The sequence below is a fragment of the Lentzea kristufekii genome, assembly GCF_033949925.1.
GTDB lineage: Bacteria > Actinomycetota > Actinomycetes > Mycobacteriales > Pseudonocardiaceae > Lentzea > Lentzea kristufekii.
In genome coordinates this window covers 518,559-536,164 of sequence record NZ_JAXAVV010000002.1, presented here as the reverse complement: position 1 = coordinate 536,164, position 17,606 = coordinate 518,559, and the positions used below count along the sequence as shown (strand labels likewise).

Genomic DNA, 17,606 nt, shown 5'->3' with positions numbered 1-17,606 from the left:
ACACCAGGTCCGACGGCCATGGTTCGGCCATGAACATTCGCAGAAAGACGCTCGTCGTGCTGGCGGCGCTCGGGCTGGCGCTCACCGCGAGCGGCGGGGTTGCGAACGCCGCCGGTGTCTTCAAGCCCATCAAGAACGTCGGGAGCGGCATGTGCCTGCAGCCCGAGGCCGGCAGCACGTTCGACGCGTGGATCGTGCAGATGCCCTGCGTTCCCGGCAGCGCCATCCAGAACTGGCACTTCGACAAGATCTCCGACGACAGGTACCAGATCATCAACGAGGTCAGCGGTCGCTGCTTCTACATGAACGGCCCGGTCCTGGCCGGGTCGGGCATCGCCCAGGTGGCGTGTCTGCCGCGGGTCAGCAACCACGTGTGGAAGACCACCCCACGACCTCCCAGCATCGCCGAGATCCGGTCGATGGCGGGCGGCGATCGCAACCTGTGCCTCAACGTGCCGGGTGGCCAGCCCATCACCGGGCTCATCGTGCGGACCTGGCCCTGCGCCAACGTTCCCGCGCAGCGCTGGGTCATCGGCTTCTGACGACAGAACGGCCCGCCTCCCCGAGGGGAAGCGGGCCGTTCCGGTGAACGACGATCAGGCGCCGGCGGCGTTGCGCAGGGCCTCGGCGCGGTCCGTCGACTCCCACGGGAGGTCGACGTCGGTGCGGCCGAAGTGACCGTAGGCGGCGGTCGGGGCGTAGATCGGGCGGAGCAGGTCGAGGTCGCGGATGATCGCGGCGGGCCGGAGGTCGAACACCTCGGTGATGGCCTGCTGGATCTTCTGCGGGTCGACGGTCTCGGTGCCGAAGGTCTCCACGAAGAGGCCGACCGGGGCGGCCTTGCCGATGGCGTAGGCGACCTGGACCTCGACGCGGGTGGCGAGGCCCGCCGCGACGGTGTTCTTGGCGACCCAGCGCATGGCGTAGGCGGCGGAGCGGTCGACCTTCGACGGGTCCTTGCCGGAGAAGGCGCCGCCGCCGTGGCGGGCCATGCCGCCGTAGGTGTCGACGATGATCTTGCGGCCGGTGAGGCCGGCGTCGCCCATCGGGCCACCGATGACGAAGCGGCCGGTCGGGTTCGTCAGCAGGCGGACACCCGAGGTGTCCAGCGACAGCGCGTCGATCTCGGGCTGGACGACGTGCTCGCGCAGGTCGACGCCGAGCAGCTTCTCCAGGTCGATGCCGTCGGCGTGCTGGGTCGAGATGACGACGGTGTCGAGGCGCACGGGCTGGTCGCCCGCGTACTCGATGGTGACCTGGGTCTTGCCGTCCGGGCGCAGGTACGGGACGGTGCCGTCCTTGCGGACCGCGGTCAGGCGGCGGGACAGGCGGTGGGCCAGCGCGATCGGCAGCGGCATGAGCTCGGGCGTGTCGGTGCACGCGTAGCCGAACATCAGGCCCTGGTCGCCCGCGCCCTGCTTGTCGATCTCGTCGTCGGCGCCTTCGACGCGGTTCTCGAAGGCGGTGTCGACGCCCTGCGCGATGTCCGGGGACTGCGCGCCGATGGCGACGTTCACGCCGCACGAGTGGCCGTCGAAGCCCTTCGCGGACGAGTCGTAGCCGATCTCCAGGATCTTCTCGCGGACGATCGTGGGGATGTCCGCGTACGCCTCGGTGGTGACCTCACCCGCGACGTGGACCTGGCCGGTGGTGACCATCGTCTCCACGGCGACGCGGGAACGCGGGTCCTTGGCCAGCAACGCGTCCAGGATCGAGTCGCTGATCGCGTCGCAGATCTTGTCCGGGTGTCCCTCGGTCACCGACTCACTGGTGAACAGCCTGCTGCTGTGCTGGCTCACGGACACTCCTTAGGTGCGGGGTTGGTCTGAAGAAAAATTCTACTGAGAGTCAGTCAAGCGAGCGGTAACCGCGTCCCACACCGCGGACGCCACTTGCGTCTTGGGTCCGTGGGGTATAGGGGTCTCGTCGCCGTCCGGGGACAGCAGCCAGCCGGCGTTGTCGTCCTGCTCGAACGCCTTGCCGTCGCCGACCGCGTTCAGCACCAGGAGGTCGCAGCCCTTGCGGCGCAGCTTCGCCCGTCCGTAGTCGAGCACCGACGTCGTCTCGTCGCCGGTCTCCGCGGCGAACCCGACGATCAGCTGGCCCGTCCTACGTGCGGAAACGAGCTCCACGAGGATGTCGGGGTTCTTCGTCAGCGTGATCGGGTCGGGGTCGCCGTCAGTCTTCTTGATCTTGTGTCCGGTGAGCGCCGACGGCCGGAAGTCGGCCACCGCGGCGGCCATCACGACCACGTCCGCGTCCGCCGACACCTTGTGCATGACGTCGCGCAGCTCCACCGCGGAGCCCACGCGCACCAGGTCGACCCCCGCCGGCGTGGCCAGGTCCGCGGTGTTGCCCGCGACCAAAGTCACTCGGGCACCGCGTTGCGCCGCCACTCGCGCGAGTGCGTAGCCCTGCTTGCCGGACGAGCGGTTGCCGATGAACCGCACCGGATCGAGTGGCTCCCGCGTGCCACCGGCGGAGATCGCGACGTGCACACCTTCGAGTGTCCGCCGCAGGGCGTCGGGCCGCACCAGCAGCAGCCGGGCGAGTTCGACGATCTCGGCGGGGTCGGGCAGGCGGCCCTTGCCCGTGTCCTTGCCCGTCAACCGGCCCGAGGCCGGTTCGGCGACGATCACGCCACGGCTGCGCAGCAGTTGCACGTTGTGCTGGGTGGCCGGGTGCTCCCACATCTCGGTGTGCATCGCCGGGACCAGCAGGACCGGGCAGCGCGCGGTCAGCAGGGTGTTGGTCAGGAGGTCGTCCGCGAGGCCGTGCGCGGCCTTCGCGATCAGGTTCGCCGTCGCCGGTGCCACCACGACGAGGTCGGCGTTCTGCCCGAGCTTGACGTGCGGCACCTCGTGCACGTCGTCGAACGGGTCGGCGGACACGACCTGGCCGGACAGCGCCTCGAACGTGGCGGCTCCCACGAACTTCAACGCGCCCTCGGTGGGAACGACCCGCACCGAGTGACCGGACTCGGTCAGCCGCCGCAGCACCTCACAGGCCTTGTACGCGGCGATGCCCCCACCAACCCCGAGAACGATCCGGGGTTTGACGGGGGCATCAACGTCAGATGCAGCGGAAGTCAACAGCTCTCCTGTGAAGGAACGACCGCGAGGTCATCCCTCGCGAGAAGCCACTCCCGCCGAGTCCAAGAAGAAGACCCGCTGGGGCCGGGGGAAGTCCCCGGTTCGGGGTCGGGGGCGAAGCCTCCGGCCCTGGGGCCTAGGGGCGAAGCCTCTGGCCTTGGGGGTCCGGGGGCGAAGCCCTCCGGCTGGGGTGTGGGGGCTCGGCCCCCACAAGACGCTAAGAGACGATCTGGGCCTGCGCTTTCCGCAGGCAGACCCCTCCCAGAGACTCTTACCCTTCGCTTCCCTCGGTGTGCTCGAGGAGACCCGCGTGGATCTCGCGAAGAGCAATCGAGAGGGGCTTCTCACGCGGGCCCGGCTCGACGAGCGGGCCGACGTACTCGAGCAGGCCCTCGCCGAGCTGCGCGTAGTAGTCGTTGATCTGGCGGGCACGCTTCGCGGCGTAGATCACCAACGCGTACTTCGAGCTCACCTGCTCAAGCAGGTCGTCGATCGGCGGGTTGGTGATGCCCTCCGGAGAACCGGTCAGGTGACCGAGCTCGGTGTGGGTGATCACTCGTCAATCTCCTGAATTTCGTGGTCCGACCATCAAGGATAGCAAGTCGGCCGCGGCCGACTGCACGTCGGCGTTCACGACGACCTCGTCGAACTCCTTTTCGGCCGCCAGCTCCTCGCGGGCGATGGCCAGCCGGCGTTCGACGACGTCCGGATGTTCGGTACCTCTGCCGGTCAACCGGTCGACCAGGTGCTCCCAGGACGGGGGCGCCAGCATGACCAGCTGAGCGTCTGGCATGGCCACGCGGACCTGTCGCGCGCCCTGCAGTTCGATCTCCAGGAGCGCGGGACGGCCCGCGGCCAAAGCTTCTTCGACGGGCCTGCGAGGGGTTCCGTAGTGGTTTCCGGCGAACTCGGCGTGTTCGAGGAACTCGCCCGCCTCGACCATCTGCTGGAACTTCTCGTGGTCCACGAAGTGGTAGTGCACTCCGTCGACCTCGCCCGGCCTCGGCTTCCTGGTGGTCGCCGAGACGGAAAAGTAGACATCGGGCTGCTGCCTGCGCAGCTCCGCCAGAACGCTGGACTTGCCAACGCCGGACGGCCCGGACAAGACGGTGAGGCGGGAACGGACAGAGCCCGTTCCCGCCTCGGTGCCAATCACTCTCCGCTGAACTCGGAGAGCAGGGCCTTGCGCTGGCGGTCACCAAGACCGCGCAGGCGACGGCTGGGAGCGATCTCGAGGCGCTCCATGATCTGCTGCGCGCGCACCTTGCCGACGCCCGGGAGGGCCTCGAGGAGCGCGGACACCTTCATCTTGCCAAGGATCTCATCGCTCTCGGCGGACTTCAGCACGTCCGTCAGGGTCGTGCCGCCACGCTTGAGGCGCTCCTTGAGCTCAGCCCGAACGCGACGAGCGGCAGCAGCCTTCTCCAGCGCTGCGGCCCGCTGCTCCTCGGTAAGCTGGGGAAGAGCCACGATTTCCTCCGTGGTGTGGATTCTTTTCGGATCGGTGCCGCGACCGTACAGACCGCAATTGCCTGAGTACAACGTGACCCAGTCAGGTAAATCTTCAGCGGTCATGATTGCGGCGGGTGGTAGTAGTACCAACACCCTCCGGCGGCCTGATCACTGCCTCCGGCAACTCGTCGCCCACTCTAGGTGTGCTATGAGGCCGGTGACCAGCGGGGCAGCCGGTGGCGTGGACCCTACCAACACATGTTTGCCCAGGTGAGCGCGCCACACCCCAAAAGACGCGGCGCGCCCCTCCTCAGAGGCTCTGCTGGACCCTCTGCACGGCGCTGACCAGCGACGATACGTCGGGGCCATGCTTGAGAACATCTCGTGAAGAAGTCGGAAAGACGTTGCGCATGTCGGGTCCGAAGAGCCGTTTTAGATCAGCCACCGAGCCACCCTGAGCGCCGAAACCGGGCGCCAGGATCGGTCCGTTGAACCGGGTGAGGTCTACATCCGTTTCCCCGATCGTGGCGCCCACGACGAGACCGACATCGCCGCACGGGGAAATGCCTGAATTCCGAGCCGCGGCGAAATCGATGATCGTCTGCGCCACGGTTCGCCCGTCTGGAGCAACCACCCGCTGGACCTGGGCACCCTCCGGGTTCGACGTGAGGGCGAGCACGAACACGCCCCGGCCCGTCGCCCGCGCCGTGTCGAGGGCGGGCTGCAGCGACCCGAAGCCGAGGAACGGTGAGAGCGTGACCGCGTCACCGGCCAGCGGCGAGCCGTCGCCCAGGTACGCCTGGGCGTAGGCGGCCATGGTGGAGCCGATGTCGCCGCGCTTGGCGTCCACGAGCACCAGCGTGCCCGAGTCGCGCAGGTCGGCGATCACCCGCTCCAGCACGGCGACGCCCCGCGACCCGTAGGCCTCGAAGAACGCCGCCTGCGGCTTCACCATCGCCACCCTGCCGCCGAACGCCTCCACGGCGGTCAGCGCGAACCGTTCGAGGCCCTCGGCGGTCCCGGAGAGGCCCCAGGCGTCCAGCAGGCTCGGGTGCGGGTCGATCCCGACGCACAGAGGTCCGTGCGCCGCAACGGCTTTCGCGAGCTTCTCGCCGAAGGTCACGCGTCACCCCGCAGAGCGGCCTGGAGGGCCTGCAGCGGCTGGACCCCGATGTCACCCCGGATGAGCGCCTCGATGCCGTGCACGGCCGCGGCGGCACCCTGGATCGTGGTCACGCACGGGATGTCCTTCGCGACGGCGGCGGTGCGGATCTCGTAACCGTCGATGCGCGGGCCGCTGTTGCCGTAGGGCGTGTTGAAGATCATGTCGATCTCGCCGGCCAGGATCATGTCGACGACGTTGCCCTCGCCCTCGAAGTGCTTGCGCACCTCGGTGCACGGGATCCCGTTGCGCTTCAGCACCTCCGCGGTGCCCGAGGTCGCGAGGATCTGGAACCCGAGGTCGGCCAGGCGCTTGACCGGGAAGATCATCGCGCGCTTGTCGCGGTTCGCGAACGACACGAACACCTTGCCGGAGGTCGGCAGCGAGCCGTACGAGGCCGTCTGCGACTTCGCGAACGCCTTGCCGAACGACGAGTCGATGCCCATGACCTCGCCGGTGGACTTCATCTCCGGGCCCAGCAACGAGTCGACGCCGTGGCCTTCGGGCGTGCGGAAGCGGTGGAACTGCATGACCGCTTCCTTGACCGCGACGGGCGCGTGCTCGGGCAGCCGGGCACCGTCACCGGTGGCCGGCAGGAGGCCCTCCACGCGCAGTTCCGCGATCGTGGCGCCGAGCATCACGCGGGACGCGGCCTTGGCCATCGACACCGCCGTCGCCTTGGACACGAACGGCACCGTGCGCGACGCACGCGGGTTTGCCTCCAGGACGTACAGCACGTCGTCCTTGAGGGCGTACTGGACGTTCAGGAGCCCCTTCACGCCGATGCCCTTCGCGATGGCCTCGGTGGAGCGGCGCACGTTCTCGATGTCGGAGGCGCCCAGGGTGATGGGCGGCAGCGCGCACGACGAGTCGCCGGAGTGCACACCGGCTTCCTCGATGTGCTCCATCACGCCGCCGATGAACACCTCCTCGCCGTCGCACAGCGCGTCGACGTCGATCTCGATGGCGTCGTCGAGGAACCGGTCGACCAGCACCGGGTGCTCGGGCGTCACCTCGGTCGCGCGGGCGATGTAGCCCGACAGCGATTCCTCGTCGTACACGATCTCCATGCCGCGCCCACCGAGCACGTAGGACGGTCGCACGAGGACCGGGTAGCCGATCTCGTCCGCGATCTCCTTGGCCTCGTCGAACGACGTGGCGGTGCCGAACTTGGGCGCGGGCAGGCCGGCCTCGCCCAGCACCTTGCCGAACTGGCCGCGGTCCTCGGCGAGGTGGATCGCCTCGGGCGTCGTGCCCACGACGGGCACACCGGCGTCGGCCAGGCGCTGCGCCAGGCCCAGCGGCGTCTGGCCGCCGAGCTGGACGATCACGCCCGCGACGGTGCCGGAGCGCTGCTCGGAGTGCACGACCTCCAGCACGTCCTCGAACGTCAGCGGCTCGAAGTACAGGCGGTCGGAGGTGTCGTAGTCCGTCGACACCGTCTCCGGATTGCAGTTGACCATCACGGTCTCGTACCCGGCCGCCCGCAACGCCATGGCCGCGTGCACGCACGAGTAGTCGAACTCGATGCCCTGACCGATGCGGTTCGGGCCGGAGCCCAGGATCAGGACCTTGGGCTTCTCCCGCTGCTCCGCGACCTCGGTCTCCGCGTTCGGGTCCAGCTCGTACGCGGAGTAGTGGTACGGCGTCTCGGACTTGAACTCCGCCGCGCACGTGTCGACCGTCTTGTAGACCGGCCGCACGCCCAGGCGGTGCCGCAACCTGCGCACGCCGTCCTCACCGGCCAGCTCCGAGCGCAGCGCGGCGATCTGGCGGTCGGACAGACCAGCCCGCTTCGCCTTGCGCAGCAACGGCTCGTCGAGCACCGGCGCGTCGAGCAGCTCCTGCCGCAACGTGCCGAGCCACGCGATCTGCTCGATGAACCACGGGTCGATCTTCGACGCGTTGTGCACGTCCTCAATGGACGCACCGAGTCGAAGAGCACGCTCGACCGTGTAGAGGCGCCCGTCGTGGCCGCGCTCCAGCTGCTTCAGAGTGGACTCCAGAGTAGTGCCCTCCGGGTCCGGCTGGGTCCAGAAACCGACCGATTTCGTTTCCAGCGAACGCAGCGCCTTGCCCAGCGCCTCCACGAAGTTCCGGCCGATCGACATGGCCTCGCCGACCGACTTCATCGTGGTCGTCAGCGTCGGGTCCGCGCCGGGGAACTTCTCGAAGGCGAACCGCGGCGCCTTCACGACCACGTAGTCGAGCGACGGCTCGAACGACGCCGGGGTCTCCCCCGTGATGTCGTTGGTGATCTCGTCGAGCGTGTAGCCGATCGCGAGCTTGGCGGCGATCTTGGCGATCGGGAAGCCCGTCGCCTTGGACGCCAGCGCGGAGGACCGCGACACCCGCGGGTTCATCTCGATGACGACCATGCGGCCGTTCTCGGGGTGGATCGCGAACTGGATGTTGCAGCCACCGGTGTCGACGCCGACCTCGCGGATGACCTGGATGCCGACGTCGCGCATGTGCTGGTACTCGCGGTCGGTCAGGGTCATCGCGGGCGCGACCGTCACCGAGTCACCGGTGTGCACGCCCATCGGGTCGATGTTCTCGATCGAGCAGATGACGACGACATTGTCGTTGCGGTCGCGCATCAGCTCGAGCTCGTACTCCTTCCACCCGAGCACGCTCTCCTCGATGAGCACCTCGGTGACCGGGGACTCCTCCAGGCCGATCGCGGCGAGGCGCTCCAGGTCCTCGGGGGTGTACGCCATGCCGGAACCCAGGCCGCCCATGGTGAACGACGGCCGGATGACGACCGGCAGGCCGAGGTCGGCGACCGTCGCGCGGACCTCGTCCATCGTCTTGCAGACGGCGGAACGCGGGACGTCGGAGCCGATCTTGCGAACCAGGTCCTTGAAGATCTGCCGGTCCTCACCGCGCTGGATCGCGTCGATGTCCGCGCCGATCAGCTCGACGTCGTACTTCTCCAGCACGCCGCGCTCGTGCAGCGCGATGGCCGTGTTGAGCGCCGTCTGGCCGCCCAGCGTCGCCAGGATCGCGTCCGGGCGCTCCTGCGCGATGACCTTCTCCACGAACTCGGCCGTGATCGGCTCGATGTAGGTGGCGTCCGCGAACTCCGGGTCCGTCATGATCGTCGCGGGGTTGGAGTTCACCAGGCTGACCCGGATGCCCTCTTCGCGCAGCACGCGGCACGCCTGGGTACCGGAGTAGTCGAACTCGCACGCCTGACCGATGACGATCGGACCGGAGCCGATCACCAGGATGTGCTTGAGATCAGTCCTCTTCGGCATCAGCGGGCCTCATTCATCAGCGTCACGAACTCGTCGAACAGGGGCGCGGCGTCGTGCGGACCGGCCGCGGCCTCGGGGTGGTACTGCACGGAGAACGCCGGCGCGTCGAGCAGCCGGACGCCCTCGACGGTGCCGTCGTTCGGGCAGTAGTGCGACAGCACGGCGCGGCCGAACTCGGAGGAGAACTCCTCGCCCGGCGTGCCTTCCAGCGCGAACCCGTGGTTCTGCGAGGTGATGGCGACCTTGCCCGTGGTCACGTCGATGACCGGGATGTTGATGCCCCGGTGGCCGTAGCGCATCTTGTACGTCCCGCGGCCGACCGCGCGGCCGAGGATCTGGTTGCCGAAGCAGATGCCGAACAGCGGCAGCTTGCGGCCCAGCGCCTCCTTCGTCAGCGCGATGGCGTGGTCCTGCGTGGCCGGGTCGCCCGGGCCGTTGCTCAGGAACAGGCCGTCCGGGCTGACCTCGAGGATGTCCTCGAACGAGCTGGTCAGCGGCAGCACGTGCACCTCGATGCCGCGCGCCGCCATCATCCGCGGGGTGTTCGACTTGATGCCCAGGTCGAGCGCGGCGACGGTGAACTTCTTCTCGCCGATGGCCTCGACCACGTACGGCTTGTCCGTGGTGACGTCGACGGCGAGGTTCGCGCCGACCATCTGCGCGGAGGCCTTGACCTGCTCGACCATGGACGCGTCGTCGGTGAGCTCGGAGCCCGAGAACACCCCGGCGCGCATGGCGCCCTGCTCGCGGATGTGGCGGGTCAGGGTGCGGGTGTCGAGGCCCGCGATGCCGACCACGCCCTGGTTCGTCAGTTCCTCGTCGAGGCCGCGCTTGGACCGCCAGTTCGACGGCGTGCGCGCGGGGTCGCGGACCACGTAGCCGGCGACCCAGATCTTCGAGGACTCGTCGTCCTCGTCGTTCCAGCCGGTGTTGCCGATCTGCGGCGCGGTCTGCACCACGATCTGGCGGTGGTAGGAGGGGTCTGTCAGGGTTTCCTGGTACCCGGTCATGGCCGTGGAGAACACGACCTCGCCGAGCGAGACGCCGGTCGCTCCGTACGCCTCACCGCGGAAGACACGTCCGTCTTCCAGCACCAATGCCGCGTTCGTCACGCCTTGCCCTCCGTGTTGATCGGGTTCTGGCTCAGAGCCGAGACCCATTCGTCGTAAACGTCCTTGTCGTCACCGCGGAAACCGGTGTCGAAGAGGTGGCCTTCGTTCTCCCACTGGACCACCAGAAGGCCTTCCTCGCTGAACATGACCTTCCCGGCGAGGCCCCGGTCGGTGCGGGCGTCCCGGACGGACCCGGCGGGGATGAAGATCGGGGACGCGCCGACGCGATCGATGGCGACGCCCTCCGGGACCAGGCTCAGGGTGGCCTCGGCGCGGTGGCCGATGTCGCCGACCTGGATGCGGTCCTGCCAGTTGCCCGCGTTCGTCGTTCCGATGTAGACGCCCGTGGTCGTGAGCTTCGGCGCGCCCAGCGCGGCCGGCGTCGAGGGGAACGCCGGCAGGCCGGCCTGCTTGCGCTGGCGTCGCTTCCAGCCGTGCCACATGCCGTAGACGCACAGGGCGAAGAAGACGAAGACCGCGAGGGACAGGAGAATGCGGGTCATTCCGCAATCCTCCCCGCCACCGCGGTCACCCGGCCACGCAAGATGGTGGCCGTCACCGCCGCGGGCAGTTCCATGCCCTCGAACGGGGTGTTGCCCGCGATGCTCGCGAGCTGCGCGCCGTGCACCGTCCACGACGCGTCCGGGTCGACCAGCACGAGGTTCGCGGGCTCACCGACGGCGATCGGACGGCCCTGGTCGGTCAGCCCGGCGATCTCGGCGGGCCTCTCGCTCATCACCCGCGCGACGCCACGCCAGTCCAGCAGGCCGGTCTTCACCATCGTCTCGGCGACGATGCCCAGCGCGGTCTGCAGGCCGAGCATGCCCGGACGGGCCGCCGACCACTCGCAGTCCTTGTCCTGGACCGCGTGCGGGGCGTGGTCCGTGGCGACGCAGTCGATCGTGCCGTCCGCCAGGGCCTGCCGCAGCGCGTCGACGTCGGCCTGCGTGCGCAGCGGCGGGTTGACCTTGTTGACCGGGTCGTAGGTGGAGAGCCGGTCGTCGGTCAGGATCAGGTGGTGCGGGGTGACCTCGGCGCTGACCTTGGTGCCGCGCGCCTTGGCCCACTTCAGGACGTCCGCCGTGCCCGTCGTGCTGACGTGGCAGACGTGCAGCCTCGCGTCGACCTGCTTCGCGAGGATGCAGTCACGCGCGACGATCGACTCCTCGGCCGCCGCCGGCCAGCCCTGCAGACCGAGCCTGGACGCGTTCTCGCCCTCGTGCGCCTGGGCACCGACCGTGAGGCGCGGTTCCTCGGCGTGCTGGGCGATGACGGCGCCCAGGGACTTCGAGTACTCCAGCGCGCGGCGCATGATCAGCGGGTCGTGCACGCAGTGGCCGTCGTCGGAGAAGACGCGCACGTTCGCCTTGGACTTCGCCATCGTGCCGAGCTCGGCGAGCTTCTCGCCCTTGAGACCGACCGTGACGGCGCCGACCGGGTGGACGTCGACGAGGCCGACCTCCTGGCCGCGGCGGGCGACGTGCTCGACGATGACGGCGTTGTCGGCGACCGGATCCGTGTTGGCCATGGCGAAAACGGCGGTGTAACCACCCAGAGCGGCTGCCTTGGAGCCGGTCTCGATGGTCTCGGTGTCCTCGCGGCCCGGCTCACGCAGGTGCGTGTGCAGGTCGACGAAGCCCGGCAGCAGAACCGCGCCGTTGCCTTCGATGATCTCGGCGTTCTCGTCCGTACCCTCTGCGATCACGCCGTCGCGGATCAGCAGGTCGATCGGTTCACCCTCGCCGTAGGGCCTAACTCCCTTGAGAAGCAAGGGGTTCACGCGGTTTCCTCCTCGTGGGCAAGCAGGTGGTACAGCACGGCCATGCGCACGTGGACACCGTTGCGGACCTGCTCGGTGATGGCGGCCTGCGGGCTGTCGGCGACGACGGAGGCGATCTCCATGCCGCGCAGCATCGGGCCGGGGTGCAGCACGACGGCGTGCTCGGGCAGCAGCTTCAGGCGCCGCTCGTTGAGGCCGTACGCGATCGAGTACTCGCGCGAGCTCGGGAAGAACCCGCCGGTCATCCGCTCGGCCTGCACGCGCAGCAGCATCACCGCGTCCTGCGAGGCGAGCTCGGCGTCGATCTCGTGCGAGACCGTGACCGGCCAGTTCTCGACGCCCGTGGGCAGCAGGGTCGGCGGGGCGACCAGCGTGACCTCGGCACCGAGCGTGGTCAGCAGGTGCACGTTCGACCGGGCGACGCGGCTGTGCAGGACGTCGCCGACGATCGCGACGCGACGGCCGTCGAGGCTGCCGAGGCGGTCGCGCAGCGTGGCGGCGTCGAGCAACGCCTGGGTGGGGTGCTCGTGCATGCCGTCGCCGGCGTTCACCACGGACGTGCCGGTGTGCTTGAGCCAGCCCGCGAGCCGGTGTGCCGCACCGGACGCCGGGTGCCGCACGATCACGCAGTCGGCGCCCGCGGCCTGCAGGGTCAGCGCGGTGTCGCGCAGCGACTCGCCCTTGCTGACGCTGGAACCGGAGCTGCTGACGTTGATCACGTCGGCGGACATCCACTTGCCGGCGATCTCGAAGCTGACGCGGGTGCGGGTGCTGTTCTCGTAGAACATCGTGATCACCGTGCGGCCGCGCAGCGTCGGCAGCTTGCGGACCTCGCGGCCGAGCAGCGCCTGCTTCAGCCGGTCCGCGGTGTCGAGGATCGCGATCGCCTGGTCGCGGTCGAGGCCGTCGGTGGAGAGCAGGTGCTTCACTTCAGCACCACTCCGTCGCGGCCGTCGAACTCCTCGAGCATCACGACGACGTCCTCGGTCTTGGACGTCGGCAGGTTCTTGCCCACGTAGTCCGCGCGGATCGGCAGCTCGCGGTGGCCTCGGTCGACCAGCACGGCGAGCTGGACGGAGCGGGGCCGGCCGTGGTCGCGCAGGGCGTCGAGGGCGGCGCGGATGGTGCGGCCGGAGAACAGCACGTCGTCCACGAGCACGACCAGCTTGTCGTCGATGCCGCCCTCGGGCAGCTTCGTCGCCTCCAGCGGCCGGGTGGGGCCTCGGCGCAGGTCGTCGCGGTAGAGGGTGATGTCGAGCGTGCCCTCGTGCACCGTCCGGCCGGAAAATTCGGCGATCTTAGCGGCCAGACGTCGTGCGAGGGGGGCTCCACGGCTGGGAATACCCATCAAGACGACGTCGGGTGCGCTGGGTGCATCGAGAGCGGTCTTCTCGATGATCTGATGGGCCATTCGGGCGACAGTGCGCGCGACGTCACCGGCCGAAAGAATCTCGCGATCCCCGGCCGGATCCGTCGCGCCACGTTGACGTGACGCCACGGCTGGACCTCCTTCCCCGCCTCACTGGACGGGTCCTTAAAGGACGTCGGACACCTAGTGACAACTAGGCTGACCTGCACGGTATCACCTACGGACGGTCAACCATCCGAGTGGTAGGCCAGGCGTGGCACGCGTCTCTCCCCGAGATCAGCTTGACCTGCCGACCACGGCGAGTAATCATTACTCTGCGTATCGATCTAAGCCTCCCCGCAGCACGCACGTACTGCTGACGGGGCGAATGAACGGAGAACCGCCACATGGGCGACTACGCCAAGGCGCTGGGGGCCAAGCTCCGCGCTATCCGCCAGCAGCAGGGTCTGTCCCTGCACGGCGTCGAGCAGAAGTCCGGCGGTCGCTGGAAGGCCGTGGTCGTCGGCTCCTACGAGCGTGGTGACCGCGCGGTGACCGTGCAGAAGCTGGCCGAGCTGGCCGACTTCTACGGGGTTCCCGTCGCCGAGCTGCTGCCCGAGGGCCGGGTGCCCTCCGGTGCCGAGCCGGCCACCAAGATCGTGATCAACCTCGAACGGCTGCAGCAGCTGCCGGTCGAGAAGGTCGGTCCGCTGGCTCGCTACGCCGCGACCATCCAGTCGCAGCGCGGTGACTACAACGGCAAGGTCCTCTCCATCCGCACCGAGGACCTGCGTTCGCTCGCGATCATCTACGACATGACGCCGGGCGAGCTCACCGAGCAGCTGATCGACTGGGGTGTGCTGCCTCCCGAGGCCCGTCCCGCGAAGGAAGACTGAGCTTCACCTGCGCTTTCGGAGCAGTGGCTCCCCTGACGTCCTGCCAGTCGCCCTGAGGACGTCGGGGGAGCCACTGCTGCATTCCGGGTGAGGTACCCAGCGTGACGACTACCGCCAAGTCCTGCTCACGCCGCGGGTCGCTCCCCTGCTCGGCGCCGCGCTGTGCTCCCGGCCCGTGGACGTCGGGCGACGGCAGTGGGATTGCTCACGGAACAAGGGCGGCGAGCTGCTCCTTGTCCTGGATCACGTGGATGGCGACGATCTGCCCGTCGCGCACGGTGAAGGCCATGAGCGAGAACGGCACGCCGTCCACCCGCGCGATGAAGCCGGCCTCGCCGCCGATGACCGCGAACTCGGCGGCCGCCATGGTCGCGTACCTGCTGAACAGGGCGGCCCGGCCGGCGACGGTGCGTCCGCCGATGACCTCCAGGGCGCCCGCGCGCAGCACGGCGTCCGGGTGCAGCACCGCGACCAGGCCTTCGAGGTCGCCCTCCCGGGACGCCTTGAGGAACGCCCGCACCACTTCGCGCTGTGCGGGCAGGTCGACGTTCGGCTGAGGCCGGTCCTGCACGCGCTTGCGGGCGCGGGACGCCAGCTGCCGGGCCGCCGCCGGGGTCTTGTCGATCAGTGGCGCGATGTCGTCGAACGGCACGGCGAACATGTCGTGCAGCACGAACGCCAGCCGCTCGTCGGGCTTGAGCGAGTCGAGCACGATCAGCATCGCGAGGCCGACCTGGTCCTTCGCGACGGCCTGCTGCTCGGGCTCCTCCCCCGTCTCGATCACGGGGTCGGGCATCTCGAACGCGTGCTCCCGCCGGTCCCGCAGCATGTTCAGGCACACCCGCCCGACGACGGTCGTGAGCCATGCGGCCGGGTTCTCGATCTGCGAGGTGTCGGCGCGCTCGACGCGCAGCCAGGCGTCCTGCAGCGCGTCGTCGGCCTCGGCGAACGACCCGAGCATGCGGTGGGCGATGGCGCGCAAACGCGTGCGCTCCAGCTCGAACTCCGCGATCAAAGCTTCCCCCTGTGGCCTGGCGCACAGCCTGTCACGTTCCCCGGCGCCGCCGGGTCGACAGTGCGACGACTCATCCAGGAGGGTAATCGTGAAGATCCTCGTGACCGGCGGCACCGGCACACTCGGCAGGCACGTGGTTCCGCGGCTGCGCGAAGCCGGAGCGGACGTGGTGGTGCTGAGCAGGCACGGCGACATCGCCTGCGACCTGCTCGGCGACGTCCCGCCGATCGAGGCGGACGTCGTGGTGCACCTCGCCGGCGGGCAGAAGGGCGACGACGTCGCGACCCGCAACCTGCTCGCGGCCTGCCGGGGCGTCCGCCACTTCGTGTACATCTCGGTGATCGGCGCCGACGCCGTGCCGCTGGCGTGGTTGCGCACGAAGCACGCGTGCGAGGAGGCGGTCGAGGCGTCGGGCATCCCGTTCACGATCCTGCGCGCGGCCCAGTTCCACGACCTGACGCTGACGATGGTGCGCGGCCTCGCGAAGCTGCCGGTCGTGCCGGTGCCGGGAATGCGGCTGCAGCCGGTGGACGCGCGCGACGTGGCCGCGCGGATCGCCGGACTGGCGCTGGGACAGCCCGCGGGCCGGGTGCCGGACCTCGCCGGGCCCGCGGACTTCGAGCTGCGCGAACTCGTGCGCGACTACCTGACCGTCGCGGGCAAGCGCCGGCTCACGGTGCCGGTGCGGCTGCCGGGCCAGGCCGGGAAGGCGTACCGGGGCGGGCGGAACCTGACGCTGGACGGCGACCGCGGTACCCGCACGTGGGAGGAGTTCCTGGCCGATCGGTAGTGTCCTGGCAACGTGACAGGACTTCTCGCTGATCAGAACCCGCTGCCGTCCGGTGTGGACTCCCGGCTGCGCGAGCACCTCACGTTCCTCATCGAGGTCGACCGGCTCAAGACCGTGCTGCGCGCGTCCCCTCTCGCGGCGGCGGACAGGCGCGAGAACGACGCGGAGCACTCGTGGCACCTCGCGCTGATGGTCATGACGCTCGCGGAGTACGCCGACGAACCGATCGACCTCGGCCACACGATGAAGCTCGTGGTGGTGCACGACCTCGTCGAGATCTACGCGGGTGACACGCCGATCTACGACACCGCGCTGGGCGAGAGCCAGCAGGAACGCGAGGAGGCCGCCGCCGACCGGCTGTTCGGCATCCTGCCCGACGACGCGGGCCGTGCGCTGCGGGCGTTGTGGGACGAGTTCGAGGCGCGGGAGACGCCGGAGGCGCGGTTCGCGAAGGCCATGGACCGGCTGCAACCGTTGCTGCTCAACTGGATGGCGAAGGGCGGGACCTGGCGGACGCCGGGCGTGACGGCGCAGGACGTGCGTGCTCGCAAGGCCGTGATCGGCGAGGGCTCGACGACGCTGTGGCAGGCGGCGCTGCACCTGATCGACGAGGGCGAGCGGCGCGGCTGGGCACGGAGCTGAGACCGAGGGGGCCACGTCGCCGTTGACGTGGCCCCCTCGGCAGCAGAACTACAGGACGGCGCGCAGCTGGTCCGCGATGACCGCGATCCGGCCGAGCACACCGTTCACGAACCGCGGCGAGTCGTCCGTGGACAGGCCCTTGGCGAGTTCCACGGCCTCGTCGATGGCCACCGCGTCCGGCACGTCGGACGCCCACAGCAGCTCGTACAGGCCGAGGCGCAGGATCGCGCGGTCGACCGCCGGCATCCGCTGCAGGGTCCAGCCCTCGGCGTGCTCCGAGATGAGGTCGTCGATGCGCGAGCGGTTCGCGGTGACGCCCTCGACCAGCGTGACGGTGTAGTCGTTCACCGGCGGGACGTCAGGGGACCCGACGCGCGAAGCCAGCAGCGTCACTGCGTCGCTGCCCAGCAGGTCGGCTTCGTAGAGGAAGTCGACCGCGCGCTTGCGGGCCTTGCTCCGAGCACCCATCAGGACTTGTCGCTGATGCGGCCGAGGTAGCGGCCGTCGCGGGTGTCGACCTTGATCTTCTCGCCGGTCGTGACGAACAGCGGGACCTGGATCTCGGCGCCGGTCTCGAGGCGGGCGGGCTTGGTGCCACCGGTGGAGCGGTCGCCCTGCAGGCCGGGGTCGGTGTGCTCGATCACGAGCTCGACCGACGTCGGGAGCTCGATGAACAGCGGGACGCCCTCGTGCGTGGCGACCATCGCTTCCTGGTTCTCCAGCATGTAGTTCGCGGCGTCACCGACGGTCTCGGCCGGAACCGGGATCTGGTCGTAGGTGTCACCGTCCATGAAGATGAAGTCGGTGCCTTCCTTGTACAGGTAGGTCATGCCGCGCTTGTCCACGGTGGCGGTCTCGACCTTGGTGCCCGCGTTGAAGGTCTTGTCGACGACCTTCCCGGTCAGCACGTGCTTGAGGGTCGTGCGCACGAAGGCGCCACCCTTGCCGGGCTTGACGTGCTGGAACGCGGTGACGGTCCAGAGCTGGCCGTCGAGGTTCAGCACCAGGCCGTTCTTCAGGTCGTTCGTGGTGGCCACGGTGGGATTTCTCCTGTGTA

At 69.3% G+C, this 17,606-nt stretch carries 19 protein-coding genes; 4 read left to right on the top strand and 15 right to left on the bottom strand.

Annotated elements, in window-relative coordinates; translation table 11 throughout:
- Positions 1-29 precede the first annotated feature (29 nt).
- Entirely contained in the window at positions 30-542 is a 513-nt protein-coding gene (locus tag SK571_RS06135; RefSeq protein ID WP_319983036.1) for an RICIN domain-containing protein, read from the top strand.
- Positions 543-596: 54 nt separating this feature from the next.
- On the opposite strand, the gene metK is transcribed toward SK571_RS06135, so the two are convergent.
- The 12 genes from metK to pyrR all read right to left on the bottom strand — a co-directional run bounded on the left by metK (position 597) and on the right by pyrR (position 13,356).
- Complete coding sequence (gene metK, locus SK571_RS06130; RefSeq protein WP_319983035.1) at positions 597-1,799, bottom strand: methionine adenosyltransferase; 1,203 nt, start codon at positions 1,797-1,799, stop codon at positions 597-599.
- Positions 1,800-1,838: 39 nt separating this feature from the next.
- On the bottom strand, positions 1,839-3,092 hold the full coding sequence (coaBC, locus tag SK571_RS06125; protein WP_319983034.1) for a bifunctional phosphopantothenoylcysteine decarboxylase/phosphopantothenate--cysteine ligase CoaBC: 1,254 nt from the start codon (positions 3,090-3,092) through the stop codon (positions 1,839-1,841).
- 271 nt (positions 3,093-3,363) lie between these two features.
- Positions 3,364-3,648 carry a DNA-directed RNA polymerase subunit omega gene (rpoZ, locus tag SK571_RS06120; protein WP_090069070.1) on the bottom strand — a complete coding sequence of 95 codons (285 nt, stop codon included), beginning with the start codon at positions 3,646-3,648 and terminating at the stop codon, positions 3,364-3,366.
- Positions 3,649-3,651: 3 nt separating this feature from the next.
- Positions 3,652-4,248 (bottom strand): guanylate kinase, encoded by a 597-nt coding sequence (gene gmk, locus SK571_RS06115; RefSeq protein WP_319983033.1) that lies wholly within the window; start codon positions 4,246-4,248, stop codon positions 3,652-3,654.
- On the bottom strand, positions 4,245-4,562 hold the full coding sequence (gene mihF, locus SK571_RS06110) for an integration host factor, actinobacterial type (RefSeq protein ID WP_030481817.1): 318 nt from the start codon (positions 4,560-4,562) through the stop codon (positions 4,245-4,247). Before mihF ends, gmk begins: the two co-directional genes overlap by 4 nt.
- Before the next feature lie 292 nt (positions 4,563-4,854).
- Positions 4,855-5,667 (bottom strand): orotidine-5'-phosphate decarboxylase, encoded by an 813-nt coding sequence (gene pyrF / locus SK571_RS06105; RefSeq protein WP_319983032.1) that lies wholly within the window; start codon positions 5,665-5,667, stop codon positions 4,855-4,857.
- A complete protein-coding gene (gene carB / locus SK571_RS06100) occupies positions 5,664-8,966 on the bottom strand; it encodes a carbamoyl-phosphate synthase large subunit (RefSeq protein ID WP_319983031.1) in 3,303 nt (1,100 codons plus the stop codon). Before carB ends, pyrF begins: the two co-directional genes overlap by 4 nt.
- Complete coding sequence (gene carA / locus SK571_RS06095) at positions 8,966-10,126, bottom strand: glutamine-hydrolyzing carbamoyl-phosphate synthase small subunit (protein WP_319983030.1); 1,161 nt, start codon at positions 10,124-10,126, stop codon at positions 8,966-8,968. The genes carB and carA overlap by 1 nt, the downstream gene beginning before the upstream one ends.
- Positions 10,075-10,581, bottom strand: coding sequence for a PH-like domain-containing protein (locus tag SK571_RS06090; protein WP_319983029.1), 507 nt, complete (start codon positions 10,579-10,581; stop codon positions 10,075-10,077). The genes carA and SK571_RS06090 overlap by 52 nt, the downstream gene beginning before the upstream one ends.
- Positions 10,578-11,858, bottom strand: a complete 1,281-nt coding sequence (locus tag SK571_RS06085; RefSeq protein ID WP_319983028.1) for a dihydroorotase — start codon at positions 11,856-11,858, stop codon at positions 10,578-10,580. Before SK571_RS06085 ends, SK571_RS06090 begins: the two co-directional genes overlap by 4 nt.
- Positions 11,855-12,787 carry an aspartate carbamoyltransferase catalytic subunit gene (locus SK571_RS06080; RefSeq protein WP_319983027.1) on the bottom strand — a complete coding sequence of 311 codons (933 nt, stop codon included), beginning with the start codon at positions 12,785-12,787 and terminating at the stop codon, positions 11,855-11,857. The genes SK571_RS06085 and SK571_RS06080 overlap by 4 nt, the downstream gene beginning before the upstream one ends.
- Complete coding sequence (gene pyrR, locus SK571_RS06075; protein WP_319983026.1) at positions 12,784-13,356, bottom strand: bifunctional pyr operon transcriptional regulator/uracil phosphoribosyltransferase PyrR; 573 nt, start codon at positions 13,354-13,356, stop codon at positions 12,784-12,786. Before pyrR ends, SK571_RS06080 begins: the two co-directional genes overlap by 4 nt.
- Positions 13,357-13,613: 257 nt before the next feature.
- Between pyrR and bldD the strand changes: the two genes are divergently transcribed.
- The gene (bldD, locus tag SK571_RS06070) at positions 13,614-14,102 is read left to right on the top strand and encodes a transcriptional regulator BldD (protein ID WP_030471611.1); all 489 of its coding nucleotides are present in this window, start codon (positions 13,614-13,616) and stop codon (positions 14,100-14,102) included.
- Between the two features lie 205 nt (positions 14,103-14,307).
- On the opposite strand, the gene SK571_RS06065 is transcribed toward bldD, so the two are convergent.
- Positions 14,308-15,117, bottom strand: coding sequence for a sigma-70 family RNA polymerase sigma factor (locus tag SK571_RS06065; protein ID WP_319983025.1), 810 nt, complete (start codon positions 15,115-15,117; stop codon positions 14,308-14,310).
- An 88-nt stretch (positions 15,118-15,205) separates the two neighbouring features.
- On the opposite strand from SK571_RS06065, the gene SK571_RS06060 reads away from it, so the two are divergent.
- Both SK571_RS06060 and SK571_RS06055 read left to right on the top strand, forming a co-directional pair.
- The gene (locus tag SK571_RS06060; protein ID WP_319983024.1) at positions 15,206-15,907 is read left to right on the top strand and encodes an SDR family oxidoreductase; all 702 of its coding nucleotides are present in this window, start codon (positions 15,206-15,208) and stop codon (positions 15,905-15,907) included.
- Positions 15,908-15,919: 12 nt separating this feature from the next.
- Positions 15,920-16,549, top strand: a complete 630-nt coding sequence (locus SK571_RS06055) for an HD domain-containing protein (RefSeq protein WP_319983023.1) — start codon at positions 15,920-15,922, stop codon at positions 16,547-16,549.
- Between the two features lie 48 nt (positions 16,550-16,597).
- Here SK571_RS06055 and nusB read toward each other — a convergent pair whose 3' ends face one another.
- Positions 16,598-17,017 (bottom strand): transcription antitermination factor NusB, encoded by a 420-nt coding sequence (gene nusB, locus SK571_RS06050; RefSeq protein WP_319983022.1) that lies wholly within the window; start codon positions 17,015-17,017, stop codon positions 16,598-16,600.
- Positions 17,017-17,586 (bottom strand): elongation factor P, encoded by a 570-nt coding sequence (efp, locus tag SK571_RS06045; RefSeq protein WP_319983021.1) that lies wholly within the window; start codon positions 17,584-17,586, stop codon positions 17,017-17,019. Before efp ends, nusB begins: the two co-directional genes overlap by 1 nt.
- Between the last annotated feature and the right edge of the window lie 20 nt (positions 17,587-17,606).

Coding starts and splice junctions, on each gene's coding strand:
- SK571_RS06135 (WP_319983036.1), top strand. CDS start 30: ATGAACATTCGCAGAAAGACGCTCGTCGTGCTGGCGGCGCTCGGGCTG.
- carB (WP_319983031.1), bottom strand. CDS start 8,966: ATGCCGAAGAGGACTGATCTCAAGCACATCCTGGTGATCGGCTCCGGT.
- carA (WP_319983030.1), bottom strand. CDS start 10,126: ATGGGTCTCGGCTCTGAGCCAGAACCCGATCAACACGGAGGGCAAGGC.
- SK571_RS06090 (WP_319983029.1), bottom strand. CDS start 10,581: ATGACCCGCATTCTCCTGTCCCTCGCGGTCTTCGTCTTCTTCGCCCTG.
- bldD (WP_030471611.1), top strand. CDS start 13,614: ATGGGCGACTACGCCAAGGCGCTGGGGGCCAAGCTCCGCGCTATCCGC.
- nusB (WP_319983022.1), bottom strand. CDS start 17,017: ATGGGTGCTCGGAGCAAGGCCCGCAAGCGCGCGGTCGACTTCCTCTAC.